This is a genomic window from Paenibacillus agilis (assembly GCF_007786455.1).
Classification (GTDB): Bacteria; Bacillota; Bacilli; order Paenibacillales; family Paenibacillaceae; genus Paenibacillus_B; species Paenibacillus_B agilis.
On sequence record NZ_VNJK01000001.1, the window covers coordinates 995,686 to 1,015,236 of the forward strand.

At 43.2% G+C, this 19,551-nt stretch carries 18 protein-coding genes, 1 tRNA gene and 1 riboswitch; of the genes, 13 read left to right on the plus strand and 6 right to left on the minus strand.

Annotated elements, in window-relative coordinates; translation table 11 throughout:
• The first annotated feature begins 161 nt into the window (after window positions 1-161).
• The 9 genes from pstC to FPZ44_RS04305 all read left to right on the plus strand — a co-directional run bounded on the left by pstC (window position 162) and on the right by FPZ44_RS04305 (window position 9,499).
• Entirely contained in the window at window positions 162-1,013 is an 852-nt protein-coding gene (gene pstC, locus FPZ44_RS04265; protein ID WP_418789164.1) for a phosphate ABC transporter permease subunit PstC, read from the plus strand.
• Window positions 1,014-1,015: 2 nt separating this feature from the next.
• Entirely contained in the window at window positions 1,016-1,894 is an 879-nt protein-coding gene (pstA, locus tag FPZ44_RS04270; RefSeq protein WP_144987718.1) for a phosphate ABC transporter permease PstA, read from the plus strand.
• Window positions 1,895-1,934: 40 nt separating this feature from the next.
• A complete protein-coding gene (gene pstB / locus FPZ44_RS04275; protein ID WP_144987720.1) occupies window positions 1,935-2,744 on the plus strand; it encodes a phosphate ABC transporter ATP-binding protein PstB in 810 nt (269 codons plus the stop codon).
• Between the two features lie 117 nt (window positions 2,745-2,861).
• Window positions 2,862-3,521, plus strand: a complete 660-nt coding sequence (phoU, locus tag FPZ44_RS04280; protein ID WP_144987722.1) for a phosphate signaling complex protein PhoU — start codon at window positions 2,862-2,864, stop codon at window positions 3,519-3,521.
• Between the two features lie 213 nt (window positions 3,522-3,734).
• Entirely contained in the window at window positions 3,735-6,401 is a 2,667-nt protein-coding gene (polA, locus tag FPZ44_RS04285; RefSeq protein ID WP_144987724.1) for a DNA polymerase I, read from the plus strand.
• A 99-nt stretch (window positions 6,402-6,500) separates the two neighbouring features.
• Window positions 6,501-7,331: a DNA-formamidopyrimidine glycosylase gene (mutM, locus tag FPZ44_RS04290; RefSeq protein WP_144987726.1), complete on the plus strand. Its 831-nt coding sequence runs from the start codon at window positions 6,501-6,503 to the stop codon at window positions 7,329-7,331.
• A gap of 189 nt (window positions 7,332-7,520) precedes the next feature.
• Window positions 7,521-8,264 (plus strand): MntP/YtaF family protein, encoded by a 744-nt coding sequence (locus tag FPZ44_RS04295; protein WP_144987728.1) that lies wholly within the window; start codon window positions 7,521-7,523, stop codon window positions 8,262-8,264.
• Between the two features lie 60 nt (window positions 8,265-8,324).
• Window positions 8,325-8,921, plus strand: coding sequence for a dephospho-CoA kinase (gene coaE, locus FPZ44_RS04300; protein WP_144987731.1), 597 nt, complete (start codon window positions 8,325-8,327; stop codon window positions 8,919-8,921).
• On the plus strand, window positions 8,918-9,499 hold the full coding sequence (locus FPZ44_RS04305) for a lytic transglycosylase domain-containing protein (RefSeq protein ID WP_418789123.1): 582 nt from the start codon (window positions 8,918-8,920) through the stop codon (window positions 9,497-9,499). Before coaE ends, FPZ44_RS04305 begins: the two co-directional genes overlap by 4 nt.
• Before the next feature lie 84 nt (window positions 9,500-9,583).
• On the opposite strand, the gene FPZ44_RS04310 is transcribed toward FPZ44_RS04305, so the two are convergent.
• Window positions 9,584-9,808, minus strand: a complete 225-nt coding sequence (locus FPZ44_RS04310) for an alpha/beta-type small acid-soluble spore protein (protein WP_144987733.1) — start codon at window positions 9,806-9,808, stop codon at window positions 9,584-9,586.
• A gap of 115 nt (window positions 9,809-9,923) precedes the next feature.
• On the opposite strand from FPZ44_RS04310, the gene nrdR reads away from it, so the two are divergent.
• Window positions 9,924-10,406: a transcriptional regulator NrdR gene (gene nrdR, locus FPZ44_RS04315; protein ID WP_144987735.1), complete on the plus strand. Its 483-nt coding sequence runs from the start codon at window positions 9,924-9,926 to the stop codon at window positions 10,404-10,406.
• Window positions 10,407-10,768: 362 nt separating this feature from the next.
• Here the strand turns inward: nrdR and FPZ44_RS04320 are convergent, their stop codons facing one another.
• Window positions 10,769-11,308, minus strand: a complete 540-nt coding sequence (locus FPZ44_RS04320; RefSeq protein WP_144987737.1) for an ECF transporter S component — start codon at window positions 11,306-11,308, stop codon at window positions 10,769-10,771.
• A gap of 12 nt (window positions 11,309-11,320) precedes the next feature.
• Complete coding sequence (locus FPZ44_RS04325; RefSeq protein ID WP_186785908.1) at window positions 11,321-13,738, minus strand: S-layer homology domain-containing protein; 2,418 nt, start codon at window positions 13,736-13,738, stop codon at window positions 11,321-11,323.
• 86 nt (window positions 13,739-13,824) lie between these two features.
• Window positions 13,825-13,969: riboswitch (adenosylcobalamin (AdoCbl) riboswitch) on the minus strand.
• 264 nt (window positions 13,970-14,233) lie between these two features.
• Between FPZ44_RS04325 and FPZ44_RS04330 the strand changes: the two genes are divergently transcribed.
• The 3 genes from FPZ44_RS04330 to FPZ44_RS04335 all read left to right on the plus strand — a co-directional run bounded on the left by FPZ44_RS04330 (window position 14,234) and on the right by FPZ44_RS04335 (window position 15,692).
• Window positions 14,234-14,309 (plus strand) — tRNA-Ala (locus tag FPZ44_RS04330).
• Window positions 14,310-14,532: 223 nt separating this feature from the next.
• Complete coding sequence (locus FPZ44_RS26340) at window positions 14,533-14,688, plus strand: hypothetical protein (RefSeq protein ID WP_186785909.1); 156 nt, start codon at window positions 14,533-14,535, stop codon at window positions 14,686-14,688.
• A gap of 374 nt (window positions 14,689-15,062) precedes the next feature.
• A complete protein-coding gene (locus tag FPZ44_RS04335) occupies window positions 15,063-15,692 on the plus strand; it encodes a hypothetical protein (protein ID WP_144987741.1) in 630 nt (209 codons plus the stop codon).
• Window positions 15,693-15,834: 142 nt separating this feature from the next.
• On the opposite strand, the gene FPZ44_RS04340 is transcribed toward FPZ44_RS04335, so the two are convergent.
• The 3 genes from FPZ44_RS04340 to FPZ44_RS04350 form a co-directional block, all read right to left on the minus strand.
• Window positions 15,835-17,037: an MFS transporter gene (locus tag FPZ44_RS04340; protein WP_144987743.1), complete on the minus strand. Its 1,203-nt coding sequence runs from the start codon at window positions 17,035-17,037 to the stop codon at window positions 15,835-15,837.
• Between the two features lie 30 nt (window positions 17,038-17,067).
• Complete coding sequence (locus tag FPZ44_RS04345; protein ID WP_261378195.1) at window positions 17,068-17,652, minus strand: TetR/AcrR family transcriptional regulator; 585 nt, start codon at window positions 17,650-17,652, stop codon at window positions 17,068-17,070.
• 237 nt (window positions 17,653-17,889) lie between these two features.
• Window positions 17,890-19,278, minus strand: coding sequence for a family 8 glycosyl hydrolase (locus FPZ44_RS04350; RefSeq protein WP_186785910.1), 1,389 nt, complete (start codon window positions 19,276-19,278; stop codon window positions 17,890-17,892).
• Window positions 19,279-19,551: the final 273 nt, after the last annotated feature.

Below are 19,551 nucleotides of genomic sequence, written 5' to 3' on the forward strand. Positions count from 1 at the left end.
CACTCTTCATGTGATGGATGTTCTAGCTATTCGCTGGGGCATCCTTACATGCATATCAAGGAATCATTCGAGAAAGGCTGGGTCTAATGAACCAACAACCACCTAAATCGTCTGCTCGTCTAGATCTTACAAAAGGCAAGACGAGTATCGCAGACAAAATCATGCCTGTATTATTATTCCTTTGTGCGTCGGTATCTGTATTAACGACGATTGGAATCGTGTATACGCTGCTTAGTGAAACGATCAGTTTCTTTAGAATTGTTCCTATACAAGACTTCTTCGGATCTCTTAAGTGGTCACCATTGATCAATCCGAAGTCATTCGGAATTTGGCCATTGCTTAGCGGTACGATGCTCATTACCATTATCGCTATCATAGTTGCGGTACCGATTGGTTTGGCAAGTGCGATTTATCTCAGTGAATATGCAAGCAGACGTGTTCGTAAAATTGTAAAGCCAATTCTAGAAGTGTTGGCTGGTGTTCCGACTATCGTTTACGGATATTTCGCGTTAACCTTTATTACGCCAATTGTTCGTTCGATCTTCCCTGACACAGGAGTGTTTAATGCATTAAGTGCAGGTATCGTCGTCGGTATTATGATTATCCCGATGATCTCCTCTTTGAGTGAAGATGCGATGTCAGCTGTTCCAGACAGCTTGCGAAACGGAGCTTATGCATTAGGAGCAACTCGCTTTGAAGTAGCGACTAAGATTGTTGTACCTGCGGCATTATCTGGTATCATTGCTTCCTTCGTACTCGCTTTCTCACGTGCGATTGGTGAGACGATGATCGTTACGGTTGCAGCGGGCTCAACTCCGAATCTGACTGCGAATCCATTGGAAAGCATTCAGACGATGACCGCGTATATCGTTCAAGTAAGTATGGGAGATATTCCGCACGGATCGGTGGAATACGGCACAATCTTTGCTGTAGGTATGACGTTGTTCGTCATTACACTGGTACTCAACATGCTTGCTCAGTACGTATCGAGACGGTTTAGAGAGGAGTACTAAGCATGAACAATCTATTTCAAGACGCGAATCGTCAACAAATAAGTGGACGTCGTCGAAACGATCTCATCTGGCGGATTTTATTTTTAGGAGCTACGATGTTCGGTATTGTAGCGTTGTCCGCTCTTATTATCACGATTATTACAGACGGGATAGCTCGACTAAATCCAGATCTGTTTACGAACTATCCATCTCGTAGAGCATCTGCTTCAGGGATGAAATCAGCGATTGTTGGATCGTTATATATGCTTTGCTTAATGGCTCCGATTTCGTTTGTACTAGGTGTAGGAGCAGCGATTTATTTGGAAGAATATGCACCGAAAAATCGCTTCACACGATTGATTCAATTGAACATTAGTACGTTGGCAGGTGTTCCTTCCATCGTTTACGGAATTCTAGGTCTAGCTATTTTCGTTCGTACATTCGGATTAGAACGAAGCTTACTATCCGGTGCGTTGACAATGACATTGCTTGTACTGCCGATTATTATCGTAGCTTCTCAGGAAGCGATACGTGCAGTGCCGAGAGCTCGTCGCGATGCTTCGTTCGCGCTTGGTGCAACGAAGTGGCAAACGGTATCTCGATCCGTACTTCCTTCAGCGATCTCCGCAATTATGACGGGTGTCATTCTAGCCTTGTCACGTGCGATTGGTGAAACGGCACCGCTTATTATTATCGGTGCGGCAACGTATGTTGCTTTCTTGCCAGAGAGCTTGTTCGATACGTTTACGGTTATGCCGATTCAAATTTACAACTGGATTGCTCGTCCGCAAGAAGCGTTCCAAGACTTGGCGGCATCAGGAATTATCGTGTTGATGATTATGCTCGTTATTATGAATGTGGCAGCAATCATGCTTCGTAATAAGTATCAGAAAAATATTTAGCACTAACACCTGAACGGACTTTTGAGGGAGGTATGCACGTATGTCTACAACGACAGCGGCTCCACAAGTTAAAGAAACAACGAAAGCAGTTGATTTTAAGACGATTATAGATATTAAAGATATGGATCTGTATTATGGTACGTATCACGCTTTGAAGAAAGTGAATCTGACCATACCAGAGAAGGCAGTAACCGCATTTATCGGTCCTTCTGGTTGTGGTAAGTCGACTTTGCTTCGTACGTTAAACCGTATGAATGATATGATTCCGAATACGAGAATTGAAGGTCTAGTTGATATTGCAGGAACGGACATTTACAGCAATGAAGTAGATGTAGAAACGCTTCGTAAAAAAGTCGGCATGGTATTCCAGCAGGCTAACCCGTTCCCGAAATCGATCTATGACAACGTAGCTTATGGTCCGCGTCTACATGGAACGACAAATAAAGCACAGCTTGATGAGATTGTAGAGCAAAGCTTGAAACAGGCTGCACTGTGGAATGAAGTGAAAGACTTCTTGAAACGTTCCGCGTTCAGCTTGTCTGGTGGACAGCAGCAGCGTCTTTGTATCGCACGTGCGTTGGCAGTGAATCCAGAGATTCTATTGATGGATGAAGCGACATCTGCACTTGACCCAATCTCTACATTGAAGATTGAAGAGCTAACACAAGAGTTGAAGAGCAAATATACAATCGTTATGGTTACGCACAATATGCACCAAGCTGCACGTATTTCGGATCAAACGGTATTCTTCCTAAATGGTGAAGTGGTTGAGTTTGATCAAACAGACAAACTATTCTCTAATCCAAGCGATAAGCGTACGGAAGATTACATCACAGGTCGCTTTGGTTAATTAGAAAGTGACGGCATGAATAATCGATTGAGCAGAATTATTTTGAAGAAACGAAGTGTTCGCCTTTGTAGTATAGAATGAGACATAGCAGCGGCAAGCGAGAAGGGAGACTGTACGATGATACAACGTCGAGATTTTGATCTTGCTTTAGGAGAGTTAAGTCAGCTTTTAGAAGAGATGGGGCGTCGTGTGGAGCGTGCTTTGGCTGAGTCGGTCGAGTCATTGAAAACACAGGATGTCAATCGTGCAAAAGAAATTATTGAAAAAGATGCTGAGCTGAATCAGCTTGAGAACGATATTATGGATATTGGTTCTAAGCTTATCCTTACTCAACAGCCAGTAGCAAAAGATTTGCGTCGTATTCTTGTTGCTTTCCGTATCGCGAGTGATCTGGAGCGTATGGGTGACTTGTCAATCGATATTGCTAAGGTAGTCGTTCGTTTGGAAGGTCAGCCCTTGATTAAGGAATTGGTTGATATTCCGCGCATGGCTGAGATTGTACAAAAAATGATCGAGGATTCAATTAAAGCCTATGAGCGTGAAGATGTAGATCTTGCGTATAAGATGGCGAAGGAAGATGATTTGGTCGATCAATTGTACGGACAGATTTTACGAGACCTATATCAATATATTGTCGAGAATCCGCATAATGCGAGCCAAGTGATGCTGCTGAACTTCGTAGGCCGCTACATTGAGCGCATTGCTGACCATGCGACGAACATCGGTGAAAGTGTCGTATACTTGGTTACGAACAATCGTCCTGACCTCAACAGCTAGTTGAACAAATGTATACTAAAGCCGTCCCTGAGTTAGCGGGGGCGGCTTTTCTGACTATTTTTTGAGTCGATGCTACATTGGGCGTAGAAACGAATATGGCAGTATTTTTCTCGTCCAAAATGGCAGTTCAATAACTGCGCGACTTATTTCCATTATAGGCATGCGCTATGCTATCATAATAAGAAGAGATTGCAATTGAGGGGCGTACAGGTTATGGAAAAATGGATTATTATAGATGGAAATAGTATCGCGAACAGAGCATTCTATGCAATGCCGCCTTTGACGAACTCACAAGGCATACATACGAATGCAGTTTATGGCTTTACTACGATGCTTCTTAAGCTCGTTGAAGAGGAAAAGCCAACTCATATGCTTGTAGCATTCGATGCGGGCAAAATAACATTCCGCCATGGTGATTATAAGGATTACAAAGGTGGCCGTGCCAAAACTCCGCCAGAACTGTCAGAACAATTTCCATTGATGAAAGAGCTGTTGGAAGCGATGGGAATAGCTCAGTTTGAGCTTAGTGGATATGAAGCTGATGATATTATCGGAACGATGACCTTGGATTCCGAACAAGAAAAGCAGGTGCTTGTTGTAACAGGGGACAAGGATATGCTCCAATTGGCATCTGACCAAGTTACGATTGTGTTGACGCGTAAAGGTGTTACGGAAATCGAAAAGTACACACCTGCAGCCATTGAGGAAAAGTATCAGCTGAAACCGCTGCAAATTATCGATATGAAGGGTCTTATGGGCGATTCATCCGATAATATTCCTGGTGTGCCTGGCATAGGTGAGAAGACAGCATTGAAGCTGCTCCATCAATATGGTTCTGTTGAAAATGTGCTTGATCATGTAGATGAGCTAAAAGGAAAAATGAAAGAAAATATTACGAACCATGCTGAAGATGCTCGTATGAGTAAACAGCTGGCAACGATATACCGTGAAGTGCCAATTGAGCTTGATCAGGAGAAGCTGAAGTTTGAGGGCATCCCTGCGGACACAGCACTTCCGATGCTGCGCAAACTTGAGTTCAAGTCTGTACTGGAGCGCGTCGAGAAGCTCGCAGCTCATCAAAATGGTGATGTTGCATTTGAGATTGAGAAAGAACCTGAAATTGAACTAGATGTAGTCATTGTTACTCCAGAACATTTGGCTCGTTTGCGTGATGCTATTACAGAAGTAGATACCCTTGTACTTGAAGCAAAAGGGGATAATCCGCATCAGGCAGAAGCAATTGGGTTGATGCTCTCTTCTGCGAATACGTCTTGGTATGTACCAGTGGACATGCTTCTGCATGAAGATGCTGCATTTATACGAGAATGGCTTGGCAATGAATCAGCTGTGAAATACGGATACGATCTGCACTATATGGAGCTTGTACTTCATTGGGCGGGCATTACATTGCGTGGTAATGAGTTTGATATACAGCTTGCAGCTTACATCCTTGATCCGAGCGATGCGAATGCAACGGTTCAGTCGATAGCTAACAAATACGAACAGATTTCAGTAGTAGAGGACGAAGCGATCTTTGGTAAAGGTGCGAAGTTTAAAGTACCGGAAGCGTCTATAGTAGCTGATCATACGGCACGCAAAGCGTATGTTATTCGCCACGTGGTACCTATGATGAAGGCTGATCTTGAGCGCTACGAGATGAGCAAGCTCTATGATGAGCTTGAATTGCCGTTATCTTCGATATTGGCGCAGATGGAGAAGACGGGGATTCATGTAGATAAGGAAAGTCTAGAGCAGCTTGGTAAGCAATTTACAGAACAAATTGAAACAACGATGGTTCGTATTTATGAACTTGCAGGCACGGAGTTCAACATTGGATCTCCGAAGCAGCTTGGCGAGATTTTATTTGATAAACTCGGACTTCCTGTTGTTAAGAAGACGAAGACAGGCTACTCTACAGATGCTGAAGTGCTGGACAAGTTGGCTCCGTATCATGATATTATCCCGCTCATTTTGCATTATCGCCAAATGACAAAGCTGCAGTCTACTTATATTGAAGGCTTATTGAAAGAGGTTAAGCCAGAGACAGGGCGGGTACACACGTACTATCGTCAAACGATTGCGGCAACAGGTCGACTAAGCTCGCAGTATCCCAACTTGCAAAATATCCCGATTCGATTGGAAGAAGGACGCCGTATCCGTCAAGCGTTTGTGCCGACCGAGGAAGGCTGGACGATTGTGGCAGCGGACTATTCTCAGATCGAGCTGCGCGTATTGGCTCATATTTCTCGTGATGAAAAGCTCAAAGAAGCATTCATTAAAGATATGGACATTCATACGAAGACAGCTATGGATGTGTTCGGTGTAGCTGAATCGGATGTAGATTCGAATATGCGCCGCCAAGCGAAGGCGGTCAACTTCGGTATTGTATACGGTATTAGCGATTACGGATTGTCGCAAAACTTGAATATTACGCGTAAGGAAGCAGCTCAGTTTATCGACCAGTATTTCGCTGTATTCCAAGGGGTACGCACATTTATGGACGATATTGTGAAGCAAGCGCGTCAAGATGGCTATGTGAAAACGCTGTTGGAGCGCCGTCGCTACTTGCCGGAGATTAATGCTTCCAACTTCAACTTGCGTTCCTTTGCAGAGCGTACTGCGATGAACACACCGATTCAAGGTACAGCGGCAGATATTATTAAGCTAGCGATGGTTCAAATGGATAAGCGTATGCGTGAAATGCAATTGAAGAGCCGCATGCTGCTGCAAGTACACGATGAGCTTGTGTTTGAAGTGCCGCAGGACGAAGTGGAGACGATGAAAAAGCTTGTGCCCGAAGTTATGGAGCAAGCGATTGAGCTGAGTGTACCGCTTCGCGCAGATGTGAGCACAGGTTCCAACTGGTACGAGGCAAAATAAAGAAAACGTAGGACAGGACCAATTTAGAGAATTCTGAGTTGTTGAGCATAGAACATTAGAACATTCGTTATAAGTAATACAAACATCGAGGTGATAGGCATGCCGGAATTGCCGGAGGTTGAAACGGTAAAACGAACATTAAATGAATTAGTAACAGGCAAGCGTATCGAACGGGTTACCGTCTCGCTGCCTCGAATTATTCAGCGTCCACAGGAGCATGAACAGTTCGGTGACGCTTTAGTTGGTCATACGATTGAACATATCGATAGAAGAGGAAAGTTCCTCATTTTTCGTCTAGATGGGCTTGTACTCGTTTCTCATTTGCGAATGGAAGGGCGATATGGTGTATATCGCTCTGAAGAGCCTGTGGAGAAGCATACGCATGTTATTTTCCATTTCGAGGATGGAACAGAGCTGCGCTATAAGGATGTACGCCAATTCGGAACGATGCATTTATTCAATGCAGGTGATGAAGAGGTCTTGGCTCCGCTTCATAAATTGGGGATTGAGCCAATGAATCCTTCCTTTACAGCAGACGCGTTGTATGAAGCGCTTCGCAAGCGTCGCAGTGCGATTAAGCCGGTGCTGCTGAATCAGCATATTGTCGTAGGGTTAGGCAATATTTATGTAGATGAAGCGTTGTTTACAGCACGTATACATCCGCTGCAATCCGCGGACAGCCTTACACGTGAGCAAGTGGAGCGCCTTTATCATGCTATCGTTTCCACTTTGAAAGAAGCGATTGATGCAGGCGGATCTTCCATTAAGTCTTATGTGAATGGACAAGGGGAAATGGGTATGTTCCAACAGCAGCTCAAAGTATACGGACAGCAGGGACAAGCTTGTACAAACTGTGGTACGATGATTGAGAAAAGCGTTGTTGGTGGGAGAGGAACACATACTTGTCGAGTATGCCAGCCTCAGTATTAAAGCACTGACATTTATGGATAATTGATTTTAACGACATGGAAGAAACTATGATACGTTTAAGTGCTGGAATTAATGATGAGTGATGAGCAGCTATTACTATGCACCCCTCGTGATGTGCGCCCATATGATGGGATACGCAACAAGATACAGTGAAGGGAGATGTCCTTCACTGTGCGAGGAGGGTGCACGGTGGTCGTTTTTATGTCATCTGTATTTATTTTGGCGTTTGCTCTAAGTCTGGACAGCTTCGGGGTAGGCATGACCTATGGACTACGAAGAGTGCGGATCGGATGGCTGCCAGTCGCTATCATTGCGGGTTGTTCGGGATTAGTGCTATATGTATCGATGCAAATTGGCACGATTATTATGCAGGTTTTCTCGGCAGATGTATCTCGTTGGATCGGAGCGCTGCTGCTGATTGGGATTGGCTGCTGGGTGCTGGTTCAATTTTTCCGAACCTCTTCAGAAGATGACGAGGTAGTGCCTCAAACGAACGACATTGCAGATCCTTTAGATAAAGTGGTCACGTCTGCTATTGTACATGTAGATACCGTGCCTGCTGAAACTACACGCGAGATTGCATCCACACCAGCTACATTGTTTCATTTGCAGTTGAAGCGACTCGGGATCATTATTCATATTTTGCGGAGTCCAGCGGCAGCTGATATGGATCGCTCAGGAACCATTAGCCCATCAGAGGCAGCATGGCTTGGAGCGGCACTATCGCTAGATGCATTTGGAGCGGGAATTGGTGCGGCGATGCTCGGCTATCCATCTTTATGGACCTCGTTGTTCATCGCTTTATTTGGCGGCATATTTCTCAAGCTGGGTATTCACGTCGGTGCAGCATTTGCTCGTACAGAATGGATTCGCAAGCTTACCTTTCTACCCGGTTTATTGTTAATTATGATGGGAATTATGAAGTTAATGTGATGTAAATAGGTTTGAAATCTTGAGAAATGTGTAATCATCGAGTGAATGGAGGTGATTCGATTGAACATAGGTCTTACGGGTGGAATCGCATCTGGCAAAAGCACCGTGTCTCAATTGTTTGTACATTATGGAGCACGTTTGGTAGATGCAGATCGAATTGCCAGGGAGGTTGTTCTTCCTGGCAGTGCCGTACTGGAGCAGATTGCTGAACGGTTTGGTTCCGAAATGCTGCTGCCAGATGGTACGTTAGATCGTAAGCGATTAGGACAAGTTATTTTTCAAGATCCAGTCGAACGCCGCGCGCTCGAACAGATTACACATCCGACAATTCGCAAACAAATGATAAGTCAGATGCAGCAATACGAATTAGAAGAACCGAAGAGGCTCGTCGTTGTAGATGTACCGCTTTTGTATGAGTCTGGATTGGACGAGCTGCTCCAAGAAGTTGTCGTCGTCTATGTACCACCGGCCGTGCAGTTGGAGCGTCTTAAACAACGGGATCAGCTTACTGATGAAGAGGCACATAAACGCATACATGCGCAAATGAGTCTAGAAGAGAAGCGGGAACGGGCGGACTGGATTATTTATAATGATAAGGACCGTACGGAGACAGAGCGTCAAGTTCGTTTGTTTTTGCAGGAGAAAGGGCTATTATGAAAAAAATAATGGGACTCTTTCGGAAAAAGAGAGTCATGCTTCTTTTGTTTATCGGATTTTTATTTATTCTCTTTTTCCAATCGAATTGGTTGGGGGAGTGGATGTATCCCATTCCTTATAAAGATGAGATTACAAAGCATGCGAATAAGCAACAGGTTGATCCGTTGCTAGTTGCGGCTATAATTCGCGCAGAAACGAATTACCAAGTCGGGAAGAAGTCACATAAAGGTGCTTTAGGTATTATGCAGCTCATGCCGGATACGGCGAATTGGCTTATGGAGAAATCTGGACGTGATCAGAAATGGTCATTGGAGCAGCTTCATTTAGAAGCCGATCCCAGTATAGAGCTTGGTACTTATTATTTACATTCATTAATCAAGCAGTATCATAATAATATACCTGCTGCTGTTGCAGCTTATAATGCAGGCCCAGGCAATGTGAACAAATGGTTGAAGCAAGGGACATGGGATGGGCGATTGGAAACCGCTAAGGAACAAATTCCTTTTCAGGAGACACGCAACTATGTAACGAAAGTATTTCATTATTATACGAAGTACAAAAAAGTATACGGATCGTAGTGTCTTGAAATCGGACTTGCCCTTGCTTGAAAATAGGAAGAAGCATCGAAAGTGCGCGTGCGCACTCTCGACGCTTCATTACCATTATTGGTATTGACCTGCAAGTGACTGCTCAGCAATGGTTACAAGACGTTTTGTGATGTAACCACCGATGGAGCCTGTGTCACGAGTTGCTACGTGTCCGTAGTATCCATCTTGCGGGATGGAGATACCAAGTTCTTGAGCGATCTCATACTTCAATTGCTCAAGTGCGCCTGCTGATTGTGGAACAACTAAGCTGTTGCTGGAACGGTTGTTGCTTTGGCTCATATCTATTCACCTCCTTGCGGTTGGTAATTGTATTGTGCGCAAAGTTACGAATATCATTACAGGTAACCATTGGGAGTTTATTACTTTTTACAGTAGGACAGGAGGGAAACGAAAAATGAGATGTCCATATTGTGATCATAACGGAACAAAAGTGCTTGATTCACGCCCTGCAAATGATAATAAGTCGATTCGTCGTAGACGAGAATGTGAGCTGTGCAGCCGCCGTTTTACGACGTTTGAGATGGTCGAAGAGACGCCACTTATCGTTATTAAAAAAGAAGGCAGTCGTGAAGAATTCAGTCGAGAGAAGCTGCTGCGCGGATTGATTCGTGCATGTGAAAAGCGACCTGTTCCATTGGAGCGTCTTGAAGCTATCGTATCCGAAGTTGAAAAGCAGCTTCGCACGACAGCGCATGCTGAAGTCGAGAGCCGTGAAATCGGTGAGCTAGTTATGGAACAACTGTATCCTGTAGATGAAGTAGCGTATGTGCGCTTCGCTTCGGTATATCGTCAGTTTAAAGACATCGATATGTTTATGAAGGAGCTGACAACGTTGTTGTCTAAGCATCCGCTCGGCGATATGAATGGGAATTCCTAATCATAATAGGATAGGGATGTAGAAACAGTCTTGTAGCAAAGGCGTTATTGCCGCTATGGGGCTGTTTTTTTATGGGGAGAGAGCGGGATGGGATGCATGATAAGTGCATGTAAAAAGTAGTGTGGTGGAAGCTCATTTTGCAACTAATGCTGAGTGCATTCCTTTGAAAGCGACCGTAAAGAAAAGACCGTTTCACAATCAGCTAATGTGCTGAGGAAACGGTCTTTCGTGTATATTTGGGTAAGTCACCCTAATTCTAATTCTACGCATGAGTTGTGCATCATTACGTGTTAAGCGTTCTATTCACAGTTCGAATGAAACGCTGTAATGATCCGCACACTAAGCTTGTTGTGTCTAAGTCGTTACAATTTCACTTTGTGTACAGCTCTCAATAATATCGGAGCGAGCATGCCCATAAAGGCGGCGTTACCAACTGCGTGGAACGTATCAAACAGAAGACCGGCTTGGTAATACAACCAGAATGCTTGTGGTCCAGCAGCCCAAACAGGGCTAGAAACGATAAAGCCGTACAAATATCCGGTCAATGCTGCGCAGCCTACGAGGACATATATTGGCAACTTTTTATAGACAGGCTTTAAGAAGCTGACTGCTATTGCAACCGAACCCCAAGCGCATATTTGCCACATCGTCCATGGGCCATGTCCAAGTGCAATGTTAGAGCCTAAGGCAGTCGCAACGGCAACGGCTATACCGTAGCGCATGCCAAGCGTTATTGAGGCGATCATAATAATCGCTGTTGAAGGTTGAATGTTCGGCATATGAAATTGATTGGTTAAAATTCTGCCGAAGATACTAAGTGCAGATAAGCTAATTGCAATGCAAATATCTCGTATGAGTGGGGAAGCGACAATTCGCTGAAAACCCGTGTTTACTGCTTGCATCGTCCTGCCTCCTTATTTCTTTGATGAAAAGTCATCATACAATTTAACGGCAATTACAGCCGCCATTTCTCTCGTTACTGCTTGCTTTGGTTGGAACTGACCGTTTGTGCCCTTCATCAATTTCTGTTCTTCCACAGCAGCAATGTAGCTTGCAGAAGGATGAGAACTAGGTACATCTTTGAAGGTTGATGCTTGCTGAGCCTTTAGCTTGAATGCTTTGGTTACAATAATAGCGACTTGTTCTCTTGTAAGCGGCTCATTCGGCTTGAAGCTGCCGTCTGGGAAGCCACCGATGATACCAGCTTCTTTTGCCTTAACGATATATTTATAGTGCCAGTCGCCTGGTTTAACGTCTTTATATTCCGTGTTGCTTGTTACGGTAACTTCTTTATACAAGAGCTTAGTCACAATGGTAAGGAACTCTGCTCTCGTAATGGATTTCTTAGGATTGAATGTTACGGCTCCTGTGGAGTCTTTTGCTCCTTCAAGGATGCTGAGTTGTTTTGCACGAGCGACAGCTTCCTTTGCCCATGCAGATATTTGATCCCGATCGCTATATTTAGAAAGATGCTCAGCAATAGCATTGGCAGTAAGGTTAGCACCTGCGTTTGTTCCGTTTCCTTTATTGCCAGTTGTGGAGCTGCCCCCGCTGCTGCCATTTCCGTTGATGTTTCCTTTGTTGTTGTCCTTGCTGGCTGATTCATTACCTGCTGTTCCAGAACCAGGAGCTGTGGGATTGCCGGTATTTGGTTGACCGACAGAACCACCCCCATTCGAACTGTCACTGCCATTGTTAGCAGGAGGGGTTCCGATGTATTTCCAAACTACTGTATCGCCTTGATTTAATTTGTAAGCACCAGCGGAGCGATTAGGTGCTGTGCCATTGACCGTATATGTCCAACCGCTCATAGGTCCATTTTCCATTTCGCATAGACCTACTGCACAAGAAACGTATAAAGATGCACCTGAACCAACGCTCGTAATGTTTGCTGCACCTACGAGACCGACAAGTGCATCAAAAGCTGTCATATCCGTACGATAGGCTTGTTGGTTATTCATTGGCAATCCTGTTTTAGGAACTTCTGTTGTAACCGTTACTTGAATGTTTTGGGTGGTGGGAACACTACCGCCAGCGCCATTACCTGGAGGAATAACTGTAGTTTGCTCTACGTTAGAGTAGTTCCATTTTACGATATCACCAGCTTTGAGCTTGTATTGATCAGCGCCTACATTAGGTGTTTGGCCATTCACGGTATACATCCAACCGCTCATTGGGCCGTAGGCGCCCCCTTGCAAGCCTTTAATGCCAGCTACATATTTCATTGTACCGAATGTTTTGTAAGTAATATTATCTGTGCCTACAAGCTTGTTTAATGCTGTGTCAACAGTGTCGCCTTCTTTAAGTGTTACCGTTCCGGATTGTGGGAAGCCGTTCCATGTTTTATCCGATGTTACGCTAATGGATACATCGTATGTAACTTGTTCTGGTGGCTTTGGTGTTTCAGGTGTTGGATTATATTTGGCTTTTAAGTCATAGAAAATGCTATTGTTCTGTCCATTGGCGAATCTCTGATAGGATAGGTAAGCAAGCATAACATCCTTCGTAGCCATGATGCTACTGTCAGCATCGCTTTTCATCCATTTGTACAGACCGTCTCCAGCAAGGTAGCTGTATAGGTTGTCTACTGCATTTTTTCCATCTTGATTATAAAGAGTATTCTTAGCATCTTTGCCAGTGGAGGATAAGCCAATAACAAGCATCGCTGCACTGTTGCTGTTATCAATCGGTTTATTGTGGAAATATTTATCGCCGCTATAGACAGCATCGGCAACACTTTGTTGATTTGTATATGGAGCAAGACCAGCCATAATAATGCCTGTCATATCTGGGTCTGGTTCTGTACCCCAGAATGACCATCCACCTTTAGCAAGCTTTAGCTGAAGGAGCTTATCTACAAGAAATTCGCGAGTAATTGGCGCGCCGTCAGGTGTCTTGTATTTGCCGGAGTCGAGGGCAATAAGCATATAAACGACATCGTTAGATAACTGTAAACGCTTATTATCAAAGTTTGCAGCTTTCTCGATGAGATTAATGCCATTAATATTGGTAACATCAACACCAGCAGCGGTAAGGCCGATAATTGCTTTGGCAAGATCCGTTCCTTTTTTATAATTTCCTTGTGCAGCGATAACTGCTTCTTTTGCCTTCTGGATGTAGCTGTCAGGGATTTGGCGGCCTGTAATGTTGTCTGCTACTGCTGCCCAATCATCATATGACTTGGCAGAGTAAGTAGTCACTACTCGATTAAGCTCGCTCTTTAGATCTAGGCCCGCAGCAGCAGTTGCAACCTGCTGTACGGGGATTGCTCCTAGTGCTGTGCTGACAAATAAAGCTACAGCAAGGAGCAGGGAAAACATGTTCTTCTTCATTCTGACTCTCTTCCTCTCCATGAAAATAAAATAGCCCCTGCAAGAAGGCAGGGGCGGTCCATCATCATACAAAAAGAAACATGATGATGTAACCTGACTTTTGCCTCGAAAGTCCAGGTTAAATGATAGAGGTAAGCGACCGACCTGACTTAAGGCATATGCCTATCACAGTGGCGGGACCGCGCTGGATTCACACCAGCTTCCGTCTCTTACGTCAATTATTTAACTAATTGTTCATGCACGATTGGTTCAATAAGTTTCCTTGTTGAACCAGTGCTTTTAGCATTATATAACATGGAATGAAATGGTGTAAATAAATTTGATTGAGAGAGATAGAAAGAGAGAATGGGAGATATATTTGAGAAATGGAGGATTTTGGAGTGTGGACTTCTTATTGGAATAAAATGCAGGCTCATACTTGCGGCTGAACATATGCATATGATATATTATTAAAGCGGATTCAAAGCATAGGGAATCCATGATTGAGTTGAATAAGGGGCCATAGCTCAGCTGGGAGAGCGCTTCGCTGGCAGCGAAGAGGTCAGGGGTTCGATCCCCCTTGGTTCCACCAATAACTAACACAAACGGCAGAGATGCCGTTTTTTTTATTGGCCAATATACGCTTCTAAAATAACTAATGGTCGTTCAATAAAAAGTCCTTTTACAATCATTTTCAGTACGTTATAATACAATCACTAAATAAATTTTACCAACAAAAAAAGTAGAATGTTGTGATTTAAATAATATCAATTGACGTTCACCGCTTATCAAAAAATAGATACGGAGGTATGGTCATGGTAAATCGCAATAAAAAGAAGATTTTCACAGCGCTCAGCGCAGCTTTAGTCGTCATTACGCTGGTTACAGGTGGGATAGTTGCTGACCAAGGTAAAACAACGGTAGAGGCAACGAAGACAAAAGGGGATAAAAAGGTTGAAGTTATTAAATAAAGCATAGGTGAGACCTATTATGAAATAGCGACCTTTATTATTAACGGCAAGGAAACAGTGGTAGTAATTAATTATGTAGTGTCTTCTTGTCAAGTAGACAGTGTAAAAAATGAAGATAGGTGGTTTGTTTTCCTCAGTTCGGTTTAACCCGACTGAGGTTTTTTATTATACAGCCCAGCCCGTCGGTATGAGGGGAAAGACAACTATTACTAGAAAATTGTAAATTGCTTTCGCTACCTTGTTTTTTTGTGATGTAAAATAACAAGAAAGAGCTTCAAGGGAGCATCCTCGTAAACAGAACTCAATGTTTCCAAACGAGTAACTTTGCTCTCCAAACTATGGAATGTTATGATGAGCATGGGGTGATGAAGAGAATGAGTAACAAAACACAGACTAACGAAATCACAGATGACAACAAACAAGGAACACTTTCAGAAGAGCAATGGAATGAACTCATTCATGTAGTTTGTCGTGATGGTGTTACCGCATTGAAAACACACTACGAGCAAGTGACAGGACGCGCAGTAATCCAGGAGACTTACGGCCCTGTTTTTATTTTTTCAGTGAAAGACGATTCTAATGACGAATACGAATGTGGCTTTTTGCTTCAGGAACTGATTAAGAGGTTCCAATCCGATGAAGATCCCTCAAGATGGATGGCCTCATTTTTTGTCGAGTTGATGAGAACGAAGGGCGGAAAGGCACTTCCAAAACCACCAGCTAGTGAAGAGGAATATAAAGCGATGCTCGATCATCAGATAATCCCGCATTGTATTGCTACGATCGAAGAAGAATTTGCCCCAGAGCAGGTACATGCAGGTTTGGAATGGCATGAGGAGCATGGTCCAGTGTTTGAAGCAGGATTTTCTTCTATAGTAGATGGAAATAATGTGTGTGCCTTTAAAATTGATTTGTTGCTCATACATTTTCTACTGAATCGGGATCCGGCTGAACTGGCCCTTCATGGCTTGTACAAAATTCGTGAAGAGCATGGGATGGAGTAAAGAATAGAAGAACGGAAGAACAGTAACCTGTTGTTACGAGGCTATAACGAACGGGAATGAACGGATCGTATGTAGAAAAACCCGATGTCTTTTTCGGAGACATCGGGTTTTCTTTTGCTTTACGGCGTACGTGTTCTTCTTATTAATTTGCCAAGCTGCTACCGGATTGTTTTTCTTTCCACATCAGCGTAAAGAGTAGACCAATAAACATAATGACAGCAGCAAAGAGATACGGATAGTTGATGTTTATATCAAATAGGATACCGCCTAACGCGGGCCCAGCGATATTGCCCAAGCTTGTATAGGTGGAGTTCATTCCAGCGACAAATCCTTGTTCTTTTTCAGCCGTTTTTGATAAATAGGTCGTTAATGCTGGTCGCAGTAAGTCAAATGCGAGAAAGATGAAGCAAGCTACTAGCAAAATGGCTAAAAAGCCCGAGATCATGGTGGATACTACCGCCAATACTACGCCAGCGATTAGGCATATTTGGATGAGCTTCTTTTCACCAAGCTTTTCTACCAATTTACCAAACATAAAGACCTGAACGACAACCCCGAAGATTGCACTTATTGTAATAATGATCGCAATATCTTTTGGGGTGTAACCAAATTTATGATCGGAAAACAGACTAAATACGGTTTCGTATGCTGATAACCCAAAGGCCAATACAAACACAATAATAAAAGCAATTAAGTATTGTGGGTGAATGGATCGTTTCAGATCAGTTACAAAGCTGGTATCTTTTTTGAGCAGACTGATTTCCAAAAGCTCTTGTTTGGTTAGTGGCTCTTTTAAAATAAATATGGATGAAATACATGCTATAAATGCGAAGCCAGCAGCAAAGTAGAATGGAGCACGCACGCCTAGCTCAGCAATAAAGCCCCCGATGCCTGGGCCAATAATGAACCCGAGACTAATAGCGGCAGAAATATACCCCATTGCCTTAGGTCTTTCCTCTACTGAAGTAATATCTGCAACATAGGCTGTTACGCCTGGCATAATAAATGCACCACTGATCCCACCTAGAATTCTAGAGAAATAAAGAACGGATACGTGTGTGCCTAATCCAAAGATGACCTCTGATATACTAAACAGGAATAAGCCAATTACGATCATTTTCTTTCTGCCAAAAGTGTCAATCCACCGTCCTGCAATGGGGGACATGAGTAATTGTGCAAACGCAAAGGCTGCCATAAGATAACCCATCGTTTGGCCTGATAGATGCATTATATTCATAAAGGATGGCATAACAGGGACGATAAGTCCGACTCCTAGAAAAACAATGAATATATTACTTAGTAGAATGAGTAAAACTGTTTTTTGTTCTTTTAATGGTTTTTTCATGAAGCAATACCTCTCTTTGTAACATCATCACTATGAAATACCTCTCCAATATATGGTCCATGAGGCATTTAGTTTATCGTTTAATCGTTGTTCGTCGTGTCCATAAGCAAGTTCTAGCATGATCGAATCTACTACCCCTAAGAAGGCAAGGGTAGGTACCAAGGCTATATCTTCCTTGATGGCTTTTGCATCGATCCAATCTTTAAATTTGCTTTCTAGCACGGTTTGAATGGCTTGTTCCGAAACGATTACTTCCTCATTAATCGCTGCTGCAAGGTGAGGAGGTGGAAAAAAAGACATACGCAGCCAAAACTTTAACTGTTCGCTCTGTTGAAACATATCAATGACCAATTGCAAATATCCTAATAAATCTGCTTTGGGATTTTGGGCATCCACTGTACTCAAATATTTTAGTTTCGATGAGAGTTCTGTCTCTTTGGCATCTTGTAAAACTTGTAGAAATAGATCATCTTTCCCTTTGAAATGAGCATAGAGAGACTGTTTTTTCATACCGACATTGTCAGCAATTTGAGACAGAGATGCTCCCTCATATCCATGAATTGTGAAGAATTTTAAAGCCGTGTCTTTAATTTCTTTACTTTTCAATAAAATCACCTCTATATTAACGAACGTTCGTCAGTTATTTTATCAAATTTAATTTTTTTATACAATGTAATTTTCTTTCGTTGTTTAAGGCCGTGAGGTTGGATTCTAGTAATAATGCTCATGCTAGCCGACCTAAAAACCCCCCTTATCAAATTTTGCGACAAGGGGGGGCTCGAGCTTGTTACTATTAGAAAGCCTACGTTATAAGGAGTTGAACTTATTCATACCGTTGCACGTAGATATGAATTAATTTGGTGACCACCAGTTGCCAGAAACGACAATTACGCTAAGCAATCGAACAGTGTTGCCGAAGTACGATGCTTGGTTCGTAGGCTGTGCAGTAACATTGCTCCATAGTTTATCAAGCCATTCTTTATTGGCAGTGTTAGTATCGGTCATAGCGCTGACCGCAAATGGCGCTGTAAAGGTCAAATCATAATAAGTTCCGCTTTTCAAATATTTTGTGCCGTCCAGATAGAAACCGCCACCATGAATGTTAGCGGGGTTGTTGTTAGCTTCTGTACGAATCCAATTGTTAAGTGTGGTCAAGTGGAACTTGGAACGTGTATCCCCTGTCAAAATGACGTCGGTAGCAATTCTCCATGGAATGCGTGCAGCGTTATAGTAATAGATTCCGTCTGTATCTGTGTTCTCTAAGAAAGGTGGGATTGTGGGTTTAACAGGCTCGTAGTATTGCCCCTTACGAATGCCGAAATCAGGAAGGAGCCCAGTTTGGGCAGCGTACCCGTAGTATAAATTTTCTCTGGCAGCGTGGGTTGTCGTAATGACTTGATTCCAGCGCGAGTCGCCTGTAGCCGTTTGGAATACCTTTAAATGGTGGAACATAAAGTCTGATGTGCGTGTCCCGGGGCCATATTTAGCATGAGAATCTTGCGCCCAATCACCAAGTTTTAGATGGTAGTAGGTGTGGTTCACATCTTTGAGCATAATGGCGTTAATCATTTTCTTCGCTTGTGCCCCGTAATTAATGCCCGTGTTATTGCCCCACTGCTTCTCAGCGAGCAGCAATGCGTAGGCAATGTCCATATCTCCGTCAGTAGCGGAGCTGCCCCCAGAGTTTGGTGTGGTGATAATGGCTCCGTTGCGATCAACCTGCTGCCAAGCCATCAAGTCGGGGTGATTCGTACTCGGGTGGTCACGATAAAAACGGTACATCCCATCAAATAATTTCTTCGCGTCAGCGTCATGACCTGCCAGATAGGCAGTGGCGATCATGCCATAGCCGTGAGCTTCAGATACGGTAACAGCGTCAATCGGATCGTCCGTTGATTCGGCGTTTTGATTGTAGTGGACAAAATAGCGACCGCTCTTATACGGGTGGGCTTTTACGTACTTAGCTTTCCATTCATTATATAGTCTGCGAACCTCTTGATCTAAATTCGCTTGAGATACTCTTGGTTTAATAACACCGTTGGAGTAGGTTACATGCTGTGGAAATCCTCGTTGGGCAACAGCAAATGTATCGATGTTCTCTTCATTTACATTTTGTCCATACACAGAATCTTTTACAGATGGAGAGGATGCTGGATTTGCAGAGGTAGTGACAGAGAACACTAGCGTTTGCATAAGTAAGGCAGAACAGAGCATAAGAATGAACGATTTTTTCGGTTTCATATAGGTATACTCCTTTTCACATACACTATTTTGATAAAACTGAGACATTTACCGTTAAAAATTGGGATTGAGCTTTCATCACCTCCTTAATAGAATCAACCTAAATTCATCTATACTTATAAAAATTTAGAAGGGAAAATTGACGGAAATTCATCTGATAGGTATCGTTCCGAAAAATCGAAAGTTCAACATGACAGAGATTTTTTGAAGATCCACATGATTTGGTATGTAACTTTAGTGAAATAGAATATATGTAGTCGTTTAGGTTGAAAA